Origin of the sequence: Kribbella sp. NPDC048928, from assembly GCF_043197975.1 — a bacterium.
Lineage (GTDB): Bacteria > Actinomycetota > Actinomycetes > Propionibacteriales > Kribbellaceae > Kribbella.
In genome coordinates, this window is sequence record NZ_JBICUC010000010.1 from 107,441 (window position 1) to 126,127 (window position 18,687).

Genomic DNA, 18,687 nt, shown 5'->3' on the forward strand with positions numbered 1-18,687 from the left:
ACCGGACGGCCTACGGCTGGAGCTTCGCGCGGAGCCGGCGTTGAGCCCGGCGGCCCTGCGCGACCATGAACGGGAGTGCCCGCAGGCCGAGCCGTGGTGCGGCGTCGCCGAGGCGGACCTGGAAGCCGCGCCACGGCGGCACGGCGGTGACCGGACGGGGCCGGTCGAGCACCTTGCCGACGGCCGCGACGACCTCTTCGGGTTGCAGGAGCTTGCCGGAGAACGACAGCGCGGACGCGGGATCGTCGAGCTTGTCGTGCAGCATCGGCGTCCAGATGCCGTCCGGGCAGATGCAGGAGATGTCGATGGTCCGGATGCCCGCGATCCGCAGATCAGCGAGCGTACTCAGACTGAACCCGATCGCCGCGTGCTTCGACGCCGCGTACACGGCCTCGCCCGGAACAGCGGTGAGGCCGGCCAGCGACACGACGTTGATGATGTGGCCGCCGCCCGGACGCATCGCCTCGATGGCGGCGACCGTGCCGTTGATCGTGCCGAGCGCGTTGACCTCGATCATCAACCGCCGGGTGTCCTCTTCCTGCTCCCACGCCGGGCCGGTGTGCAGCACACCTGCGTTGTTGATCCAGACGTCCAGCCGGCCGGCACGTTCCACGATCGCGTCGCGCGCCGCCGCGGTCCGTACGCCGTCACGCACATCGAGCACGTACGGCACAGCGCGCTCGCCGAGCTCCGCGGCCGCACGCTCGACCGCCTCCGCGTCGACGTCCGTCAGCAGCACCGTGTACCCGCGCTCGATCAGCAGCCCGGCGATCTGGCGCCCGAGCCCGCGCCCGGCACCGGTGACAACAGCTCCTGCAGGACCCATGCAGCGACCCTAACTTGGCTGGATCTGGTCAGACGTGGCCTTCGGTACGTTCGTAGACGTCGGCCTCGAACTCTTCGAGGAGTTGTTCGCAGTCGGCGACCTTGCGGTTGGCGAGGTCCTTGCCGTCGGCGTCCATCCAGTCCCGGCCTTCGACCTTGGCGAGCCAGCGGCGGAGCTTCTCGAGGTCCTGGCGGATCTCCTCGGCCTCTTCGAAGGTGTAGTTCTCCCGGAACCGCTCGAACTCGATCTCCTTGACGAACTTGGTGTCGCACTCCTCGACGATCTCGGCGTACTCCTTCGCGGACTGCGCGCGGAAGCCCTCGACGAACTGTTCGCGGACATCGTCCTCGACGTCGGTGAGGGTGAGGAACACGCTCGAGCCACCCAGCTCGGTGACCCGGGCGCGCACCTTCTCCATCCCGGCCCGCAGCTCGGCGCGGTCGGGCAGTACGCAGACGGCCTGCTGCACGTAGAACCCGCCGAGGCGTTTGAGCTCACGCCAGACGGCGACCCGCGCCCGCGACGAGTCGCTGGGCACCTTGTAGATCAGCAGCAGCCAGCTCTCGGGCTTCTTGCGTCGGGTCCGGACTGTCGTAGCCATGGGGGACAGGCTATCCCCGGCTACGACAGTCCGGTCCCGACGGCGAGGCCGATCGCGAACGTCACCGCGGCCGAGAGTCCGCCGAGCAGCAGCTGGCGGCCGCCGCCGTACCAGAACGGGCGGGCGGTGATCTTGCCGACGACGCCGCCGGTGACGACCAGGCCGAGGGCGCTGAGCAGCAACGCCGGCAGCAGGTTCCCGGCGCCGAACACGAACGGGATCAGCGGGATCAGGGCCCCGATCGCGAAGGCCACGAACGACGAGCCGGCCGCGATCCACGGCGACGGCAGATCGTTGGGGTCGACGCCGAGCTCCTCGCGGACGTGGGTGTCGAGCGCGACCTCCGGGTTCGCGGTCAGCTCTCGCGCCACCTCGGCGGCCAGCTCGGGACGCAGGCCCTTGGCCTCGTACATCAACGCGAGCTCGCGTTCCTCCTCGACCGGGTGGATCTCCAGCTCGCGCTTCTCGATCGCGATCTCGGCCTGCATCAGCTCGGCCTGCGAGGACACCGAGGTGAACTCGCCGGACGCCATCGAACAGGCGCCCGCGACCAGACCGGCGAGCCCGGTGACGATCACGACCTTGCCGGTCGCGCCGCCGCCGACCACACCGGCGACGAGGGCGAAGTTCGAGACCAGGCCGTCCATCACGCCGAACGTGGCCGGCCGCAACCAGCCGCCGGTGACGTCGCGATGGGAGTGGTGGATCTCGGGGGACTGCTCCGCGACTTCCGCGGTCATAGGACCATCCTTCCGCACTGAGGTGAGCCTTCCCGTACCAAGGTTTGCGTAACCTCAGTTAAACTGCATCACCTGTTACATCAGTCTATTCGTTGCCGAAATCGTCCGCAAGGAAGGTCACCCTGCCCGCCACCACCGTGGCCAGCACCGGCAGTGAGCGCAGGTCGCCGTTCGACAATGTCGCGGGATCCGCGGGGACCAGGGTGAGGTCCGCCGGGTCGCCGACCGCGAGGTGCTCCCGGCCGCCTGCGGCCGCGCGGAGAGCGGCGCGCAGCGGTATCGCCTGATCGACGTGCCACGGCGGGCGGTCGTCGTCCGTACGGTGCACGGCGTCCGCGATCGCGTGCCACGGATCGGGCTCGGCCACGGGCGCGTCGGACCCGAGTTCGAGCGTGGCACCCGCGCGGAACAGGGAGCCGTACGGGAACGCCGTGCGGTCCGGCCAGTGCCGGTCGGCGACGTCGCGGTCGGTCATCGCGTGCTGCGGCTGGATCGAGGTGATCAGACCCGGCCGGGCGAAGCGGGCCGCGTCGTCCGGCCGGACGAGCTGGGCGTGCTCGATGCGGCCGGTGCAACCGACCCGGTCGAAGGCGTTCAGGACGATGGTGTTCGCGTGGTCGCCGATCGCGTGCACGGCCGGTTGCAGCCCGTTGCCGGAGGCATGGGTCATCAGTACGACCAGTTCGTCCTCGTCGATCAGCAGCAGGCCGTGCTGCTCGCCCGGCTCGGCCTCCGGGTACGGGTCGTGGCAGTACGCCGTCCTGGTGTTGAGCGAGCCGTCGGCGACCAGCTTGAACGGCCCGACCTCGATCAGGCCGTGGCCACCGTCCAGCGTCTGACCGGTCCGCAGGCGAGCGTCGATCGCCTCGTCGAGCCACGGCCGCCAGACGGACGCCTTCACCCGGACCGGGACCGGCCCACGCTCCGAGCGGCGCAGCCAGTCGGTCCGGTTGTCGGCGTACTCGAAGTCGATGATCGAGGTGATGCCCCGGCGCGCGGCGGCGCGGGTTGCCTCGAGGACCCATCGGTCGGACAGGTCGGTCGGTACGTCGCGCGCGAGCTCGTAGTTGATCTGGATGCAGTCCTGCTCCCGGAGCACGCCGGTCTCGTGGTCACGCCCGAGCCGATGCAGCAGAGCGGAGCTGAGCCAGATCGCGTGCAGGTCCTGACTGATGACAGCCACCTGGACGCCGGGCAGCGCCGACTCGAGCAGGTCCTTGTGCGGGGCAGCGGTCCAGAGACCGTCGCGGAAGCCGTGAGCCATCACGATGTCGCCGGCGGCCGGCGTTGCACGATCCTGGAGCGCGGTGACGATCAGCTCGACGGCCTCGCTGGCGGATCGGGCGCCCTCGACGTCGATCCGCCGGCGTCGCTCGGCCCACTGCGCGGTGTGGACATGGCCGTCGATCAGGCCGGGCAGCAGCGTCGCACCCCGCTGGTAGAGGACCTCGTCGCCGGACTCGGGTGTGAGGTCGCCGATCTCGGCCAGCCGTCCGTCAGCGATCCGTACGTCGGTGACCGGGCCGTCGACCCCGACCTGGACCTGTCGCAGTACGAGGCTCATCTGCCCACCCCGTACGCCCGCATCGTCGCGGCCAGTCCCGGGTCACCGTGCACGTCGTCGCTGTCGAGCCCTCGCAGTACGCCTGCTTGGTCGGCGAGCGGCTTGTCCTGGCTGAGCTTCGCCTTCGCGACGATGCGCGAAGGGACCAGCCGGAAGCCGGTGGTGTGCGGGGCGAGCTTCTGGGCGTACGCCGTCACCTCGTCCAGCCGGAACGGTTTCGGCCTGACCTGCTCGTAGTGGTCGACGGTGCGGCTGAGGACGTCGTACGTCGCCTCGGCCGTGAGCAACTCCGGCCGGCCGTGCAGATGCGCGACGACGAAGTTCCAGGTCGGGACGTACGGTCCACCGGCGTACCAGTCCGGCGTGATGTAGCCGTGCGGACCCTGGACGATGACGACGACGTCGTGCTGCCCGAGTTCGTGGGCGTCGGCGTCGGTGCGGGCCAGGTGGCCGAGAATCGAGTGGTCCGGTTCGGCGAGGACGGGGGCGTGCGAGACCACCAGGCCGGTCGGCAGGTGGCTGACCAGCGTGACCCAGGAGTGGCGGGTGACGAGGTCCTGGATGCGGGCGGTGTCGGTGAGGGCGTAGGCGGGGTTCTCCAGCATGCCCAGAACGGTAGATTCCAGCGCCCTGCCGAGGCTTTGTCGGCCGCGAACGATTGCGGGCGCGCGGTTGTCGCCGCCGACAGGCCGGCCGCGATCAGTCGGTCAGGCGCAACAGCCGCAGCTGCAGCCAGGTGGCGAGGATCTGGTCGCCGTCCTCGAGCGACAGGTCGAACATCGTCTCGATCCGCCGGATCCGGTACCGCATGGTGTTCTCGTGGATGTTCAGTGCCTCGGCCGCGCGGACGGCATCACCGAACGAGCTCAAGTACGTCAGCAAGCTCTCGCCGTACTCCGTCCCGTGCTGACGATCGTGTTCGCGGATCGCGCGGACCGGACCGAGGAGCTGGTCCTCGACCGCGGCGCCCTGATTGGCGACCGTCCGCAGTACGACCTCGGTGCGCACCTGTTCGACGCTCGCCACCCGCGCCGTGGGTTCGCTGCGCCCGCTCAGCACAGCGAGGACGCGGTCGGCCATCGCCCGCGACTCGGGCACGTCGGCGAGGGTCGCGGCGCAGGAGCCGATGCCGACCAGGACGTCGAGGTGCCCGGAGCGTTCGATCGTGCCGGCCAGGTCGTCGGCGAGCTTGAGCAGCCGCGGTGACGGTTCCTCGGTCGTACGGGTCGGGAGCAGCGCGTAGACGACTCCCGAATCCGTGACGCACAAGGCGCTCGAATGCCACGCCTCGCAGTACAGCGTGACCAGGTCGACGATCCGCGACGCGGCCAGGATCGGCTCGACGTCGTCACCGACCGGTGCGATCACCAAGACGATGCTCGGGGTGTCCGGCTTGATGCCGAGTTGCGCGGCCGCGCTGCGCGGAGCGACCGCCCCGTCGAGCAACAGCCGAAGAGCCTCGGTCCGCCGGGCGCGCTCGGGATCGCGTTGCCCGCGGGCCCGCAACAGATGCAGCGTCGTGGCGCGGGCCGCGTCGGCGAGAACGAGCTCGGCACGCGCGACCACGGGCGGCCGGTCGGTGAGCACCCAGATCAGGCCGAGGGCCTCGGTCCCGGCGCGGACGGCGATCGCCATCCGGCTCGCGTACTCCGGCGACGGACTCTCGAAGAACACCGGGCTCTCCGAACGCAGGACCGCCTGGTACTCCTCGTAGTTCGTCGGCCGGTCCGGCGTCTGGCGACCGAGGATGCCGAGCCGGCGGATCTCGTCGATCTCCTGGTGCGGGAGGTTCGAGTACGCGATCACCCGGCCGGTCGGGTCCTCGATCGTGATCGCTCCGCCGACCGATGAAGCGATCGCGTTCGCGAGCGCGAACAGGTCGCCGAGCCCGATCGCCGCGAACCGGTCGCTGTCCCCGGCGAACGCGGGCTCCTTGCTGGAGCTGATCAGTGCGTCGAGGTGCCGCCACGCCATCTCGTCCGGCGTGGTGAGCAGCGCGACGCCGGTCTCGTCGGCGACCCGGGTGAGCCGGCCGAGATCATCGCCGAACGCCTTCACGACGACGGCCCGGTACCCGGCCTCGCGGGCGCCGCGAACCGTGTCGGCCGACTGCTCGGACGGGCTCCCGGTGAGCAGCAGGATGCCGTCCTCGGCCGGCGGCAGCGGCTCGCCCGGACCGTGCACGACGACCTCGCCGATATGGTCCGCCAACCGGCCGCCGTCGGCGATCACGTGCAGCGCGTGCCGGCCCAGGTTCTCGATGACGCCGCCCAGCGTGCGGTACGGCGCGTCCGCGGGCGGTTCGACGGGCACGACAAAGGTCGCCGACGGGATCGACGACTCGGGGCTGTATCCGCGGCTGAACCGACCGTGCATGTAGTGAGAATAGACCTCCTGCCCGAGATCGCTTTGTCGGATCCGACAAAGCGGTCGGCTGAACTGGTGGCCTGGACCAAGGCCGTCCGGCGGCCGCAGCCGCACGATGAGAGGCCCGTCCGGAACCATCGAGGAGGCGACCGGGTGCTGCCCGCGTGGCTGCAAGACGAACTGGAAACCGTCCCGGAGATCGCGGTGTTCAGCACCGCCGACGAACTCGCCGAGGAGCTGACCAGGCTCCACGAACGGCACCCCGACGTGACCACGCTGCGGCGGATCGGCACGTCCCGGCTCGGCGATCCGTTGCTGTGTCTGACCATCGGATCGGCGGGGGAGGACGCCCTGGTGTTCGGGCTGCCGCACCCGAACGAACCGATCGGCGGCCTGACCGCCCTGCACCTGGCCCGCCGGCTCTGCGAGGACGACGTACTGCGGGAACGGCTCGGGCATCGATGGCACGTCATCTCGTGCATCGACCCGGACGGGCTGCGGCTGAACCACGGCTGGCTCAAGGGCCCGTTCACCCGCGAGCACTACGCGCGGAACTTCTACCGCCCGGCCGGCGACGAGCAGATCGAGTGGACGTTCCCGCTCGACTACAAGACGGCCTACTTCGACGCAGTACTGCCGGAGACCGCCGCGCTGATGCGGCTGATCGACCAGGTGCGGCCGGCGCTGATGTGCTCGCTGCACAACACCGAGGTCGGTGGGGCGTACTACTACCTGTCGCGGCCCGAGCCCGAGCTGCACGGCGTACTGCAGGAGATTCCCGAGCGGCTCGGCCTGAGCCTGGACCGTGGCGAGCCGGAGTCACCGTCGATGGAGCAGTTCGCGGACGGCATCTTCCGGATGCCCGACATCGAGACGCTGTACGACTACCACGTCGCGCACGACGACCCGATGCCGGAGAAGTTCGGCGGCAACAGCAGTCACTCGTACGCGCGGTCGTACGGGACGTTGACGCTGCTGAGCGAGTTGCCGCACTGGGACGACGCGCGGGTCAGCGATGCGTCGCCGTCGACCACGTCGTACGCCGACCTGCTGCGCGAGCAGGCGGCCGGTTTCCGTGAGCTGGTGACCTGGATGGAGGACATCCTGGCCGCCACCGGGGACGCGCTGACGCCCACGTCGGCGTTCGTCCGGGCGAGCCGCTACTACGCCCGGGCGATGGGTCCGGCGCCGGACGGCATCGAGAAGCGTGCCGCGGAGCCGGCGTCCCAACGGCCCGCGACTGTCGCCGAGGTGGCGTCGTTGAGCGATTCGGTGCACATGTTCCGGCTGCGGTACGCGGGCATGCTGCTGCGCGCCCTCGACGCCGAGCTCGGGATCGGGAACGCGACGCCGGCGATCCGCTCCGCGCAGGCCAAGCTGGCCCGCCAGTACGACGCATGGATCGCGGAGGCCGAGGAGGGCTCGTCCATGGTCCAGATCCCGATCCGCTCGCTGGTCGCCTCGCAGTACGCCGCCCTCGTCGCGACCGCCGACCACTTGAACCGTGCCCGGTAGCCCGCGGATCGAGCAGCTCCGGCGCGAGCTGGCCGACGGCCCGCGCGCGGGCGTACTGGCTCGGTTCTGGGCCGAGGTTGCCCTGGTCGGTACGCCGATCGTCGAGCCGTACGACGACGCGGACCGGCTGGTCACCTTCGTGTGGAAGGAAGAACAGCCGGTCGAGACGGTCGCGGTGATCGGCGGTCCGGCATTGTGGTGGGAGATCCCGGACAACCAGCTCGAACGACTGCCGGACACCGACGTCTGGTTCCGGACGTACCGGGTCGGCGCCGACCACCGCGGCCGGTACGTTTTGTCGCCGGACGACCCGTTGAAGCCGCTGGAGACGGCGGGTACGCCGGCCGCGGTCGAGCGCGCCGCCACATTCGTCCCGGATCCCTTCAACCGCACCCCGTTCACGCTCCCCGGCATCGCGGGCGATCCGGTCAGCCCGCCACAACACTTCTCCACGTTCGCGCTGGACCGGGCAACACCGCGGGACTGGTGCGAACCACGTGCGGGCGTACGCCGCGGTGCAATACGTGAGGTCAGCGTGCACTCCGAGGTCCTGGGCAACGATCGGCGCGTGTGGCTCTGGGAGTCGGCGCTGCAGGCGCCCGAACCGGCGCTGCTCGTCCTGCTGGACGGTCGGGACTGGACAGAGGTGCTGCCGATCTTCCCTACGCTGGACAACCTCGTCGCCGAGGGCGTGCTGCCGCCGCTGGTCGCCGTCCTGCCGGACAGCATCGACTTCGCGACCCGTGCGCGGGAACTTCCTTGCCACGAAGGCTTCCTGCAGTTCCTCACCGACGAGCTGTTGCCGTGGGCACGCGAACGGACCGGAGCGACAGCGGATCCCGGCCGCACTGTCATCACCGGCAAGAGCTACGGCGGGCTGGCGTCGGTGTTCGCCGGTCTCCGCAGACCTGACGTGTTCGGGAACGTGATCGCGCAGTCGGGCTCGTTCTGGTGGTGCCCGCCGGACGACGAGACCGAGTGGCTGCTCCGCCAGGTCGACCGGAGCGTGCCGGCGCGGTTCTGCCTGGACGTCGGCCTGCAGGAGGGGGACTGGATGATCCCGCAGACCCGGCGCCTGGCCGCGGCGCTCACCCCGAACGCCGCCGAGGTGCTGTACCGGGAGTACAACGGCGGCCACGACCTGAACTGCTGGCTGGCCGAACTCCCCACCGAACTCCGGTGGGCCCTCGGGCGTTAGGCCCACCACTCCCGGCCGTCGATCATCCCGACCCGGCGTTCGTGGTCCCAGCGGAAGATCTCGCGGCCGCGCTGGTAGCCGAGCTCGACGCGCTGCATCGGGTCGAGCGGGTCGCCGGACCAGATGCAGACGTCCGCATCCTTGCCCGGAGCAAGCGACCCGACCCGGTCCGCGATGCCCAGGACCTTCGCCGGATTGAGCGTCACGGCCCGCAGCGCGACCTCACGATCGAGACCCTCGCGGACCGCGTACGCGGCCTGCACGATCAGCAGATGCGCAGGGATCACCGGATGATCGGTCACCAGCGACAGCTCGATCCCGGCCTCGGCGAGCAGGCGGGCGTTGCGGAACGCCCGGTTCCGGAGTTCGACCTTGCCGCGCCCGACGATCAGCGGACCGAGCAGGACGGGGATGTTGCGTTCGGCCAGCAGGTCCGCGACCAGATGCGCCTCCGTACCGTGGTCGATCACCAGGTCGTACCCGAACTCCTCGGCCAGCCGGACGGCGGTACGGATGTCGTCCGCGCGATGACAGTGCTGCCGCCATGGGATCTCCCGCCGCAGTACGCGTCCGAGCGCCTCCAGGCCGAGATCGACCGGCGTGCCCTCGTACTGGCGGGCCTCCGCGAGTGCCTGCCGAATGACCGCCGCGATCCCCATCCGCGTGGACGGCAGCCTGCCGGCGTCGCCGTGGTAGCGCTTCGGGTTCTCGCCGAGCGCGGACTTCATGCCCGCGGGAGAGCGCAGGACCATGTCGTCCACGGTGTTGTTCCCTGGGCGTCCCGTACAGCGGACGGCGACGCTCTGACCGGCGATCGGGTTGCACGAGCCGGGGTTGATCCCAACCGCGAGCACACCACCGCCGATCGCGTCCCGGAAGCCTTCGTCGGCAGGGTTGATCGCATCCAGTGCCCGCAGTTGCGCGGTCACCGGCACGGTCGCCTCGTCGTGGTCGTCGCCGGCCCAGCCCTCACCCTCCTCGAGCGTGCCCATGTGGGTGTGGGCGTCGACCAGGCCGGGCAGCACCCACCGGCCGCGGGCGTCCACGAGCGTTGCGCCGTCGGGTACAGCGACCTGGGCACCGACCGCCACGATCCGGCCGTCGTCGATCAGCACCGTTCCGCCGGGGATCGGCGGGCCCTCGATCGGGACCACGGTGCCGCCGTGGATTGCGAGCATCGTCATGCCGGCAATCCTGTCCGGACCGACCGGGATCTGAAGCTGTCGAACTCGACAACATCGGCGCGGTGTTTCTGCGCTGTCCGATAAGGCTGCGTGTTCGCGGTCCCGCCGAGGATGGGTCCGACCGATCCCCTGGAGGCCCCTGATGACCGCAATCCCGGCCAGTTCCGTACGACGCCGTGTCACAGCCGGACTCACAGGCGGACTCGCGGCCGTCACGCTACTGGCGCTCGCAGCCTGCGCCGGCAACAGTTCCGCGACCGACGGGGACCAGAGCTTCGCCGTCGGCATCCCGACGTTCTTCGCCCAGAACCTGACACCCGGCAGCTCGGGGAGCAGCTATGTCGACTATGCGATCTGGTCGCCGCTGACCAGGGTCGACGGCCAGAGCGGCAAGCTCGAGATGCTCGTCGCCGACTCGATCGAGTCAGGAGACAACGTGCACTGGACGGTGAAACTCAAGTCGGGCTGGACGTTCCACGACGGCAGCCCGGTCACCGCGCAGTCGTTCGCCGACTCCTGGAACGCCACCGCGCTCGGCGCGAACGCGCTGACCGGCAACGCGTCGCTGGCGATCTTCGACGGGTACGCCGCGATGAACCCGCCGAAGGGCAAGACCGCGGCGAAGACCCTGTCCGGCGTCAAGGTCGTCGACAAGTCCACGCTGAACGTCACGCTCGCCAAGCCGAACGCGCTGCTGCCGTACATCCTGTCCTCGACCACGTTCGCGCCGCTGCCGGCCGATGCGACGAAGGACCTGAAGAAGTTCGGCACGCACCCGATCGGCGACGGCCCGTTCAAGGTGAAGGACGGCGGCTGGGAGAACGGTGCGCAGGACATCAAGCTCGAGCGGTACGACGGCTACGCCGGGCAGAAGGCGGTCGCCTCCGACGTCGACCTGCACGTCTACGAGCAGACCGGCGCGATCTACACCGACTTCCAGGCCGGCACGATCGACCTGGCGCTGCTGGACGGCGCCGACCTGTCCAAGGCGAAGAAGGACACGCCCGACCAGGTGGTCGACGTACAGTATCCGGCCGTCGTCTACCTGAGTTTCCCGCTGTACGACAGCCGGTTCGCCAACCCGCAGCTGCGCAAGGCGATCTCGATGGCGATCGACCGGGAGGCGATCGTCAAGTCGCTGCTGTCCGGCAACGCGAAGGCTGCAACGGGTCTCGCACCGCCGACGCTGACCGGTGGCGGCGAGGCGAAGTGCGACGGCTGCACGTTCGATCCGCAACAGGCCAAGGCGGCGCTGCAGGCCGCCGGCGGCTGGAACGGCCCGATGACGCTCTACACCTACCAGGACCCGACCAACGAGAAGGTGCTGCAGGCAATCGCCAACCAGCTCCGTACGAACCTCGGCCTCGAGAAGGTCACCTTCGAAGCGCAGCCGATCGCCCAGCTGTACGAAGGACTCGCAGGCAAGTCGATCAAGGGCCCGAGCCTGCTGTACTCCGGTGCGCCCTACCCGCACATCTACGCGATGGCCGACCAGATGTTCTCGGCCGGCGCACCGCTCAACGTCACGGGGTACGACTCCAAGCCCGTCGGCGCCCTGCTCGCCCAGGCCGCATCGAGCAAGGACGCCGACTCGACGACCAACTTCGCCAGGCAGGCCACGGATCAGGCCCTCGCCGACCTGCCGGTGGCGCCGTTGTACTGGCCGGTGGGCGGCCTGGTGCATTCCGAGAAGCTGAGCGGCGTCGTACCGGAGGTGCTGGGCGGCGCCCGGTTGTCGGCCGTCAAGGTGGGCTGACATGACCGGCTACGTGATCCGCCGGCTCGCCGGCATGGTCCCGGTGGTGCTCGGTACGACGCTGCTCATCTTCGCCGCGGTGTACGCGCTGCCGGGCGACCCGATCAAGGCGCTCGCCGGTCCGGGACGCGTGCTCTCGCCGTCGGCCGAGGAGGCGCTGCGCGAACGGTTCCATCTGGATCAGCCGCTGTGGGTGCAGTACGGGCACTATCTGGGCGGGCTGGTCCGCGGTGACCTGGGGATCGACCTGCAAGGGCACGAGGTGTCCGCGCTGGTCGCCCGCGCGTGGCCGTACACGCTGCAACTCGGCCTCACCGCGTGGGCGATCATGGCGGTCGTCGGGATCGCGCTCGGCACCTTCGCCGGGATGCGTCAGGGCGGCGGCATCGACTGGGCCGTACTGACCGGGACGACGGTGATGGTCGGCGTGCCGTACTTCGTGATCGCGTACGTCGCGCAGATCCTGCTCGGTGTGAACCTCGGCTGGTTCCCGACGTCCGGCGTACGGGAGGGCTGGCCGGCCAGCTACCTGTTACCGGCCGCGGTGCTCGCGCTCTTCGGGATCCCCGAGTTGGTCCGGCTGACCCGCGCCAGCATCATCGAGAACCGGTACGCCGACTACGTCGACACCGCGATCGCGAAAGGGTTGCCGCAGCGGATGATCGTGATCCGGCACATCCTGCGGAACTCGCTGGTGCCCGTGGTGTCGGTGCTCGGCCTGAGCCTCGGCTACATGGTCAGCGGGACCGTACTGATCGAGGGCATCTTCAACATCCCCGGACTCGGGTACGTCGTCTTCAACGGCATCTCGCAGCAGAACGGCCCGGTCGTGGTCGGGGTCTGCAGCCTGCTGGTGCTGGTGTACCTGGTCATCAACCTGCTCGTGGACATCGTCTACGGGCTGCTCGACCCGAGGATCAGCCTTGCCGGCCGCGGGTGAGGCCGTCGGCGTCGTCGCCGTCCCGAAGATCCGGCGGCGGTTGCTGCGCAAGCCGCGGATCGCGATCCCGCTCGGGGTCGTGGTGCTGATCCTGGTCGTCGCCGCCGTACCGGGGCTGTTCGCGCCTGCCGATCCGCGGGCCTGCGACCTCGGCAACAGCGGCACCGGCCCGGTCGCCGGGCATCCGTTCGGCTTCGACATCCAGGGGTGCGACCTGTACAGCAACGTCGTGCACGGCACGCGCTCCTCGGTGACGATCGGCTTCACGGTCACCTTCGGCTGCGTACTGATCGCGCTGGTGCTCGGCTGCCTGGCGGCGTACTACCGCGGCGTCGTCGATGCGGTGATCAGCCGGACGATGGACATCTTCTTCGGCTTCCCGGCGCTGGTCGGGCAGGTCGTCATCCTGAACACCCTGCACAAGCGCAACGTCGTGATCGTGTCCGCGGTGCTGATCCTGTTCGCGTGGCCGGCGATGACCCGGCTGATGCGCTCGGCGGCCCTCGCCACCGTCGACCTGGACTTCGTGAAGGCCGCGCGCGGCCTCGGCGCCGGTCCGGTACGGGTGATCGCTCGGCACGTCCTGCCGAACTCGTTCGCGCCGATCCTCGCGGTCGCGAGCCTCGGCGTCGGCGGGATGATCACGGCCGAGTCGGCGCTGACCTTCCTGGGCGTCGGCCTGCGCGCGCCGTCGATCTCCTGGGGCGTGCAGCTGAACCAGGCGCAGGACTCGTTCCGTGAACACCCGCATCTGTTGCTCTTCCCGTCCCTGTTCCTGTCCGTCACCGTGCTCTCGTTCGTAATGCTCGGGGACGCGTTGCGGGACGCGTTCGATCCGAGGTCCCGATGACGAGTCTGCTCGAAGTCTCCGACCTGTGTGTCGAGTTCCGGACGTCGCGGGGCTGGAGCGTCGCCGTCGACGGTGTCGACCTGTCGCTGACGCCGGGGCGGACGCTAGCCGTGCTGGGGGAGTCCGGTTCGGGCAAGAGCGCCACGGCCCGCGCGATCATGGGCGTACTCCCGGCGCAGGTCGGCCGGGTCGGGCGTGGTCGCGTGGTCCTGGACGGCCAGGACTTGTTGCAGATGTCCGCCGAGCAACGACGTACGGTCCGGGGCGCCCGGGTCGGGATGGTCTTCCAGGACGCGCTCTCCGCGCTGAACCCGGTGCTTCCGGTCGGGTACCAGATCGGTGAAGGCTGCCGCGTGCACCTGGGGATGTCCCGACGGGCGGCGCGCCGGCGAGCGCTGGAGCTGCTCGATCTGGTCGGCATCCCCGACGCCGCGCGCCGGATCGACGACTACCCGCACCAGTTCTCCGGCGGGATGCGGCAACGCGTGATGATCGCGACCGCGCTGGCCGCCGATCCCGAGATCCTGATCGCCGACGAGCCGACGACGGCGCTCGACGTCACGGTGCAGGCCCAGATCCTGCAACTGCTCGCGACCCTGCAGGCCGATCGGCAGATGAGCCTGATGCTGATCACCCACGACATGGGTGTCGTGGCCGGCATGGCGGACGACATCCTGGTGATGTATGCCGGCCGCGTCGTCGAGCAGGGCCCCGCGGACGACGTGTTCGAACGCCCGGCGCACCCGTACACCCGTGCTCTGCTCGACTCGATCTGCACAGCGGACCGGAAGGGCCTGCCGCTGCGGGTGATCAGCGGCCAGCCACCGGACCTGGGGAACCTGCCGTCCGGCTGCGCCTTTCGCACCCGCTGCAGTCAGGCCGCCGACGTCTGCAAGACGTTCCCTCCGGTAGCGGCGGTCTCGACAGTTCACTACGCAGCGTGCCACTTCGCGGGAGGTGCAGGATGACCGCAGTACTGCGAGCGAGCGGCGTACGGCGTACGTTCCGGACCGGCGGACTGCTCGCCGGACGGCGCGGGCTGGTCCGCGCGGTCGACGGTGTTGATCTGGAACTGCACAGCGGCGAAACGCTCGGCATCGTGGGGGAGTCGGGATCGGGGAAGTCGACGTTGGCGCAGCTGCTGGTCGGGATGGAACGTCCGAGCGACGGCGAGATAGAGCTGCTCGGCGAGCCGTTGCACACGATGCGCGGCCGGCGGTTGCGGCGGGCGCGGCGCGACATCCAGCTGGTGCACCAGGACCCGTACACCTCGCTGGATCCGCGGATGACGATCGGCGCGATCGTCCGTGAGCCGCTGGAGATCCACTCGGACGTCGTACCGCGGGGCGACCGGGGCAAGGCGGTCGCGGAGTTGCTGGAGATGGTCGGGCTGAACCCAGACCAGTCCGAACGCCTGCCGCACCAGTTCTCCGGTGGCCAGCGGCAACGAGTCGGGATCGCACGCGCGTTGGCGCTGCGCCCGAAGGTGCTGGTCTGCGACGAGCCGGTGTCGGCGCTCGATGTGTCGGTGCAGGCCCAGATCGTCAACCTGCTCGAGCAGTTGCAGCGCGAGCTGGGCATCGCGTACGTCTTCATCGCCCACGATCTCGCGGTCGTACAGCATATCGCCGATCGGGTCGCGGTGATGTACCTCGGCCGATTCGTCGAGGAGGGCGACTCGGTGCAGGTGTACGACCGGCCGCGGCACCCGTACACGAAGGCGTTGCTCGCCGCGGCGCCGGTGCCCGATCGGTCCGCACGGCACCGGCCGCCCGAGATCGTGCTGCGCGGTGAGCCGCCGAGCCCGCTGAATCCGCCGTCCGGCTGTCACTTCCGGACCCGTTGCTGGCTGGCCGAGGATCGCTGCGCGACCGATGATCCGGCACTGCTTCGCACCGGAGCGAGCGCGGTGGCGTGTCATTTCCCGCTGACAGAACCGGTGCTGGGGGCAACCAATGCTGGATGACGGCGGCCTGACCGCGGCAGAGGCAGCCGCACGCTCGGCGGTGCTGTCCGTCAGGTCGTACGACATCACCCTCGACCTGACCGGCTTGGCCGACGGCGAGACCTTCTGCTCGCGCAGCGTCGTCGAGTTCTCGTACGACGGCACGGGCGGCCCCGGGCTGTCCTGGATCGACCTGGTCGCCGACGAGGTCGAGCAGGTGGTGCTGGACGACGTACTGCTCGATCCGGACGAGGTGGTGCGCGGCGACCGGCTCCGCCTCGGGCCGTTGGGCGGGCGTCATCGGCTCGAGGTGCGGGCCCGGCATCATGCCGGTGCGGGACGTGGGTTGTCGAAGAGCGTCGACGACGGCGCCGTGTATGCGTGGACCCAGTTCCAGCCGTTCGATGCGCGGCGGGCGTTCGCGTGCTTCGACCAGCCGGATCTGAAGGCGACGTTCGCGTTCGCCGTCCGGGTGCCGCTCGACTGGCATTGTGTGAGCAACTGCCGCGAGTCACAGGTCGTCGAGGACGGCGACGTCGCGGTCTGGACGTTCCCCCCGACGCCCGCGCTGCCGACGTACGCCACGGCTGTCTGCGCCGGCCCGTTCCACGTCGTCCGGTCGTCGCGTGCACCGATGACGCTCTGCGCGCGGCGTTCGCTGGCCACGGCGCTGGAGTCGAACGCGGAGGAGATCTTCGACCTGAGCCGGCGCGCGCTCGTGCTGTTCGAGGACGCGTTCGGTATCGCCTTCGATGGTGACTCCTACGATCACGTGTTTCTGCCGGATCAGCCCGGCGCGATGGAGAACCACGGCTGCGTGACCTGGAACGACCAGGTGCTGTACCGGTCCGAGCCGACCGCGGAGCAGCGCCGGCGGCGTGCGCTCGTCCTTCTGCACGAGATGTCGCACATGTGGTTCGGCAACCTGGTGACACCGCAGTGGTGGGACGGCCTGTGGCTCAGCGAGTCCTTCGCCGACTGGGCCGCACTGTGGGCCGCCGCGCAACTAGGTGTGCTGGACAGCCGCTGGTCGGTCGCGACGGCATTGGAGAAGGAACGTGCGGCCGACGCCGACCTGCTGGGCTCGACCCATCCTGTCAGCCGTCCGGTGCCCGACATCGCCGCTGCGGAGGCGAACTTCGACGCGATCACGTACGCCAAGGGCGCGTGCATGCTCCGCCAACTCGTCGCTCTGGTCGGCGAGGAGGCGTTCCTCGACGGTCTCCGCAAGTACTTCGCCCAGCACGCCGGCGCGAACGGCAGCCTGCCCATGTTGACTGCAGCAATCCAGCCCTTCACCGCGATCGACCTGACCACCTGGTCCAGGCTCTGGCTGGAGTCGAGCGGCATCAACACGCTCACCCTGGAGATCGACTCGATGGTCCTGGTGCAGGGCGGCCTGCCGCGCCCGCACACCATCTCCATCGGTACGTACGGCGGTGCGCCGCTCGCCGAGCTCGAACGGATCGACCTCGAAGTGACGGGGGAGCGCACCGAGGTACCGCTCCGGCCCGCACCGCTGGTGTTGCTCGACGACCGCGACACGACGTACGCGATCGTCCGCCCCGACGCTCAGTCGATCAATACGATAGTTGCCGCAGGCGCCGAACTGCGCGACCCGATCGCCCGCAACACCGCCCGCCGCACCGTACGAGGCCTGCTGCTCGACGGCTTGCTGTCCTCGGCCGACGTCGTCGAGTACGTCGCGTCCGCACTCGCGACCGAGACCGATCCCGTGCAGCTGAAGGCACTCACGACCCTGGGCGCCGAGGCAGCCGGACCGTACACGGCGCCCGCCCACCGCGAGGCACTCGAACGCAAGCTCGCCACAGCGACCGTGGCAACCTTCGCCCAAGCCGACCCCACGAACCGGCTCGTCCTCGCCGAAGCTTTGGCCGACTTCGCCGACACGGGCGACCAACTGCAACTGGTCGACGCGCTGCTGGCCGAACGAGACCTGCCGCAGCCGATCCGCTGGCGGCTCCGCACCCGCCTGGTTGCCCTCGACTTCGCCGGCCCGGACCAGATCGACGCCGAGCAGGCGAACGACCCCGACCCGGACGCCACTTGGCAGGCAGCCGCCGCCCGAGCCGCAACCCCGACCGCACCCGCGAAGGACGCCGCCCTCGACCTGCTCCTCACACCACCAGGTGTTCCTGCCGCGGTACTACGAACCTTCGCCGCCGCCCTCTGGCAACCACGCCAGACCGACCTCCTGGCCGAGCGTCCGACACAGTTCCTCGAACGGCTGATCGAAGCCACCGACTGGTCCGCGTCGAACCGTCTCGCCCGCTACGCCTTCCCTTTCGCAGTAGCCGACAGCACGACTGCCGCGCGAGCCCGCGAACTGGCCAAGGTCGCAAGAGTCCAGGTCCTCAGCCAAACCCTCGAAGACCAAGCAGACCTAGCCACCCGACACCAGGTCAGCCGCGCTGCTCCTCGGCCGTCTTGAGGTCGGAGAGCAGCGTGTCGCGGCAGTTGTCCAGGTCGGCGAGCAGTGCGGCGACCGCCTGGTCCGGGTCGCCGCTCCGGATCGCGTCGAGCACCGCGGCGTGCCGATCCGTCAACGCCATCAGGTCAAGACCGGCGTGGGCGCGGACCTGCGCGATGCACAGTTGGGTCTCGCCCATCACGGTCTCGTGCATCCGCCGGAGCCGCGCGCTGCCGGTGGCGGCGACGAGCGCGCGGTGCAGGGCGATGTCGGCCTCGGTGTGCTCGCCGTGCTGATCCCGCTCGGCCGCCATCCGCATCAATGCCAGCGAACGGTCGGCGTCGCCGGGCACCTCCTTGCGGAGCGCGAGCGTGATCACCGCTCTGGACTCGATCGGCTCGCGGGCGAAGTACAGATCGCTGACGTCGTCGGCGGACAGCTGCGGGACGACCGCGCTGCGGCGCGGGCCGCGGCGCAGAAGGCCCTCGTTCGTGAGCCGGTCCAGCGCCGCCTTGGCGGTCGGCCGGGCGACGGTGAACCGGTTGGCGACCCAGATCTCCGAGAGCTTCTCTCCGGGTGGGATCTCGCTGGCGATGATCTGCTTGCGCAGCGCAGTGGTCAGCGAGTCGGTCAGCGTGGTGCTCTCGAGTTCGACACTCACTCCTACCGCCTCCTTGGATTGCCCCCGACGCGGGTCTCGGTCGGTCTGTTGCGCATCCTAATTGATCGGTGGCCATCCTGCCTGACAGGTGTACCAGTGCCCGGCGCCG

Annotated in this window: 16 protein-coding genes; 8 read left to right on the forward strand and 8 right to left on the reverse strand. The window is 69.8% G+C overall.

Annotated features, from left to right (window positions below; genetic code table 11):
• Positions 1-10: 10 nt before the first annotated feature.
• The 6 genes from ACGFI6_RS35565 to ACGFI6_RS35590 all read right to left on the reverse strand — a co-directional run bounded on the left by ACGFI6_RS35565 (position 11) and on the right by ACGFI6_RS35590 (position 6,107).
• Positions 11-826 carry an SDR family oxidoreductase gene (locus ACGFI6_RS35565; protein WP_393126577.1) on the reverse strand — a complete coding sequence of 272 codons (816 nt, stop codon included), beginning with the start codon at positions 824-826 and terminating at the stop codon, positions 11-13.
• 28 nt (positions 827-854) lie between these two features.
• A complete protein-coding gene (locus ACGFI6_RS35570; protein ID WP_393126579.1) occupies positions 855-1,427 on the reverse strand; it encodes a Chromate resistance protein ChrB in 573 nt (190 codons plus the stop codon).
• 20 nt (positions 1,428-1,447) lie between these two features.
• A complete protein-coding gene (locus tag ACGFI6_RS35575; protein ID WP_393126581.1) occupies positions 1,448-2,167 on the reverse strand; it encodes a VIT1/CCC1 transporter family protein in 720 nt (239 codons plus the stop codon).
• 85 nt (positions 2,168-2,252) lie between these two features.
• Positions 2,253-3,731 carry an amidohydrolase gene (locus ACGFI6_RS35580; RefSeq protein ID WP_393126583.1) on the reverse strand — a complete coding sequence of 493 codons (1,479 nt, stop codon included), beginning with the start codon at positions 3,729-3,731 and terminating at the stop codon, positions 2,253-2,255.
• Positions 3,728-4,336 carry an FMN-binding negative transcriptional regulator gene (locus tag ACGFI6_RS35585; RefSeq protein ID WP_393126585.1) on the reverse strand — a complete coding sequence of 203 codons (609 nt, stop codon included), beginning with the start codon at positions 4,334-4,336 and terminating at the stop codon, positions 3,728-3,730. Before ACGFI6_RS35585 ends, ACGFI6_RS35580 begins: the two co-directional genes overlap by 4 nt.
• A 94-nt stretch (positions 4,337-4,430) precedes the next feature.
• On the reverse strand, positions 4,431-6,107 hold the full coding sequence (locus tag ACGFI6_RS35590; protein WP_393126587.1) for a PucR family transcriptional regulator: 1,677 nt from the start codon (positions 6,105-6,107) through the stop codon (positions 4,431-4,433).
• A 144-nt stretch (positions 6,108-6,251) separates the two neighbouring features.
• On the opposite strand from ACGFI6_RS35590, the gene ACGFI6_RS35595 reads away from it, so the two are divergent.
• Positions 6,252-7,613, forward strand: coding sequence for a M14 family zinc carboxypeptidase (locus ACGFI6_RS35595; RefSeq protein WP_393126589.1), 1,362 nt, complete (start codon positions 6,252-6,254; stop codon positions 7,611-7,613).
• Positions 7,603-8,811, forward strand: a complete 1,209-nt coding sequence (fes, locus tag ACGFI6_RS35600; RefSeq protein ID WP_393126591.1) for an enterochelin esterase — start codon at positions 7,603-7,605, stop codon at positions 8,809-8,811. The genes ACGFI6_RS35595 and fes overlap by 11 nt, the downstream gene beginning before the upstream one ends.
• Here the strand turns inward: fes and ACGFI6_RS35605 are convergent.
• Positions 8,808-9,995 carry an amidohydrolase gene (locus tag ACGFI6_RS35605; RefSeq protein WP_393126593.1) on the reverse strand — a complete coding sequence of 396 codons (1,188 nt, stop codon included), beginning with the start codon at positions 9,993-9,995 and terminating at the stop codon, positions 8,808-8,810. The genes fes and ACGFI6_RS35605 overlap by 4 nt on opposite strands.
• A 142-nt stretch (positions 9,996-10,137) precedes the next feature.
• Between ACGFI6_RS35605 and ACGFI6_RS35610 the strand changes: the two genes are divergently transcribed.
• Genes ACGFI6_RS35610 through pepN form a run of 6 tightly spaced genes read left to right on the forward strand, consistent with a single transcriptional unit; the run spans position 10,138 to position 17,938 of the window.
• On the forward strand, positions 10,138-11,751 hold the full coding sequence (locus ACGFI6_RS35610; RefSeq protein ID WP_393126595.1) for an ABC transporter substrate-binding protein: 1,614 nt from the start codon (positions 10,138-10,140) through the stop codon (positions 11,749-11,751).
• Between the two features lies 1 nt (position 11,752).
• On the forward strand, positions 11,753-12,691 hold the full coding sequence (locus ACGFI6_RS35615; protein ID WP_393126597.1) for an ABC transporter permease: 939 nt from the start codon (positions 11,753-11,755) through the stop codon (positions 12,689-12,691).
• Positions 12,675-13,541: an ABC transporter permease gene (locus ACGFI6_RS35620; protein ID WP_393126599.1), complete on the forward strand. Its 867-nt coding sequence runs from the start codon at positions 12,675-12,677 to the stop codon at positions 13,539-13,541. The genes ACGFI6_RS35615 and ACGFI6_RS35620 overlap by 17 nt, the downstream gene beginning before the upstream one ends.
• The gene (locus ACGFI6_RS35625; protein WP_393126601.1) at positions 13,538-14,509 is read left to right on the forward strand and encodes an ABC transporter ATP-binding protein; all 972 of its coding nucleotides are present in this window, start codon (positions 13,538-13,540) and stop codon (positions 14,507-14,509) included. Before ACGFI6_RS35620 ends, ACGFI6_RS35625 begins: the two co-directional genes overlap by 4 nt.
• Positions 14,506-15,507, forward strand: a complete 1,002-nt coding sequence (locus ACGFI6_RS35630; protein ID WP_393126603.1) for an ABC transporter ATP-binding protein — start codon at positions 14,506-14,508, stop codon at positions 15,505-15,507. Before ACGFI6_RS35625 ends, ACGFI6_RS35630 begins: the two co-directional genes overlap by 4 nt.
• The gene (gene pepN, locus ACGFI6_RS35635) at positions 15,497-17,938 is read left to right on the forward strand and encodes an aminopeptidase N (RefSeq protein WP_393126605.1); all 2,442 of its coding nucleotides are present in this window, start codon (positions 15,497-15,499) and stop codon (positions 17,936-17,938) included. The genes ACGFI6_RS35630 and pepN overlap by 11 nt, the downstream gene beginning before the upstream one ends.
• Here the strand turns inward: pepN and ACGFI6_RS35640 are convergent.
• On the reverse strand, positions 17,910-18,578 hold the full coding sequence (locus ACGFI6_RS35640) for a GntR family transcriptional regulator (RefSeq protein ID WP_393126607.1): 669 nt from the start codon (positions 18,576-18,578) through the stop codon (positions 17,910-17,912). The two genes, pepN and ACGFI6_RS35640, sit on opposite strands and share 29 nt — an antisense overlap.
• Between the last annotated feature and the right edge of the window lie 109 nt (positions 18,579-18,687).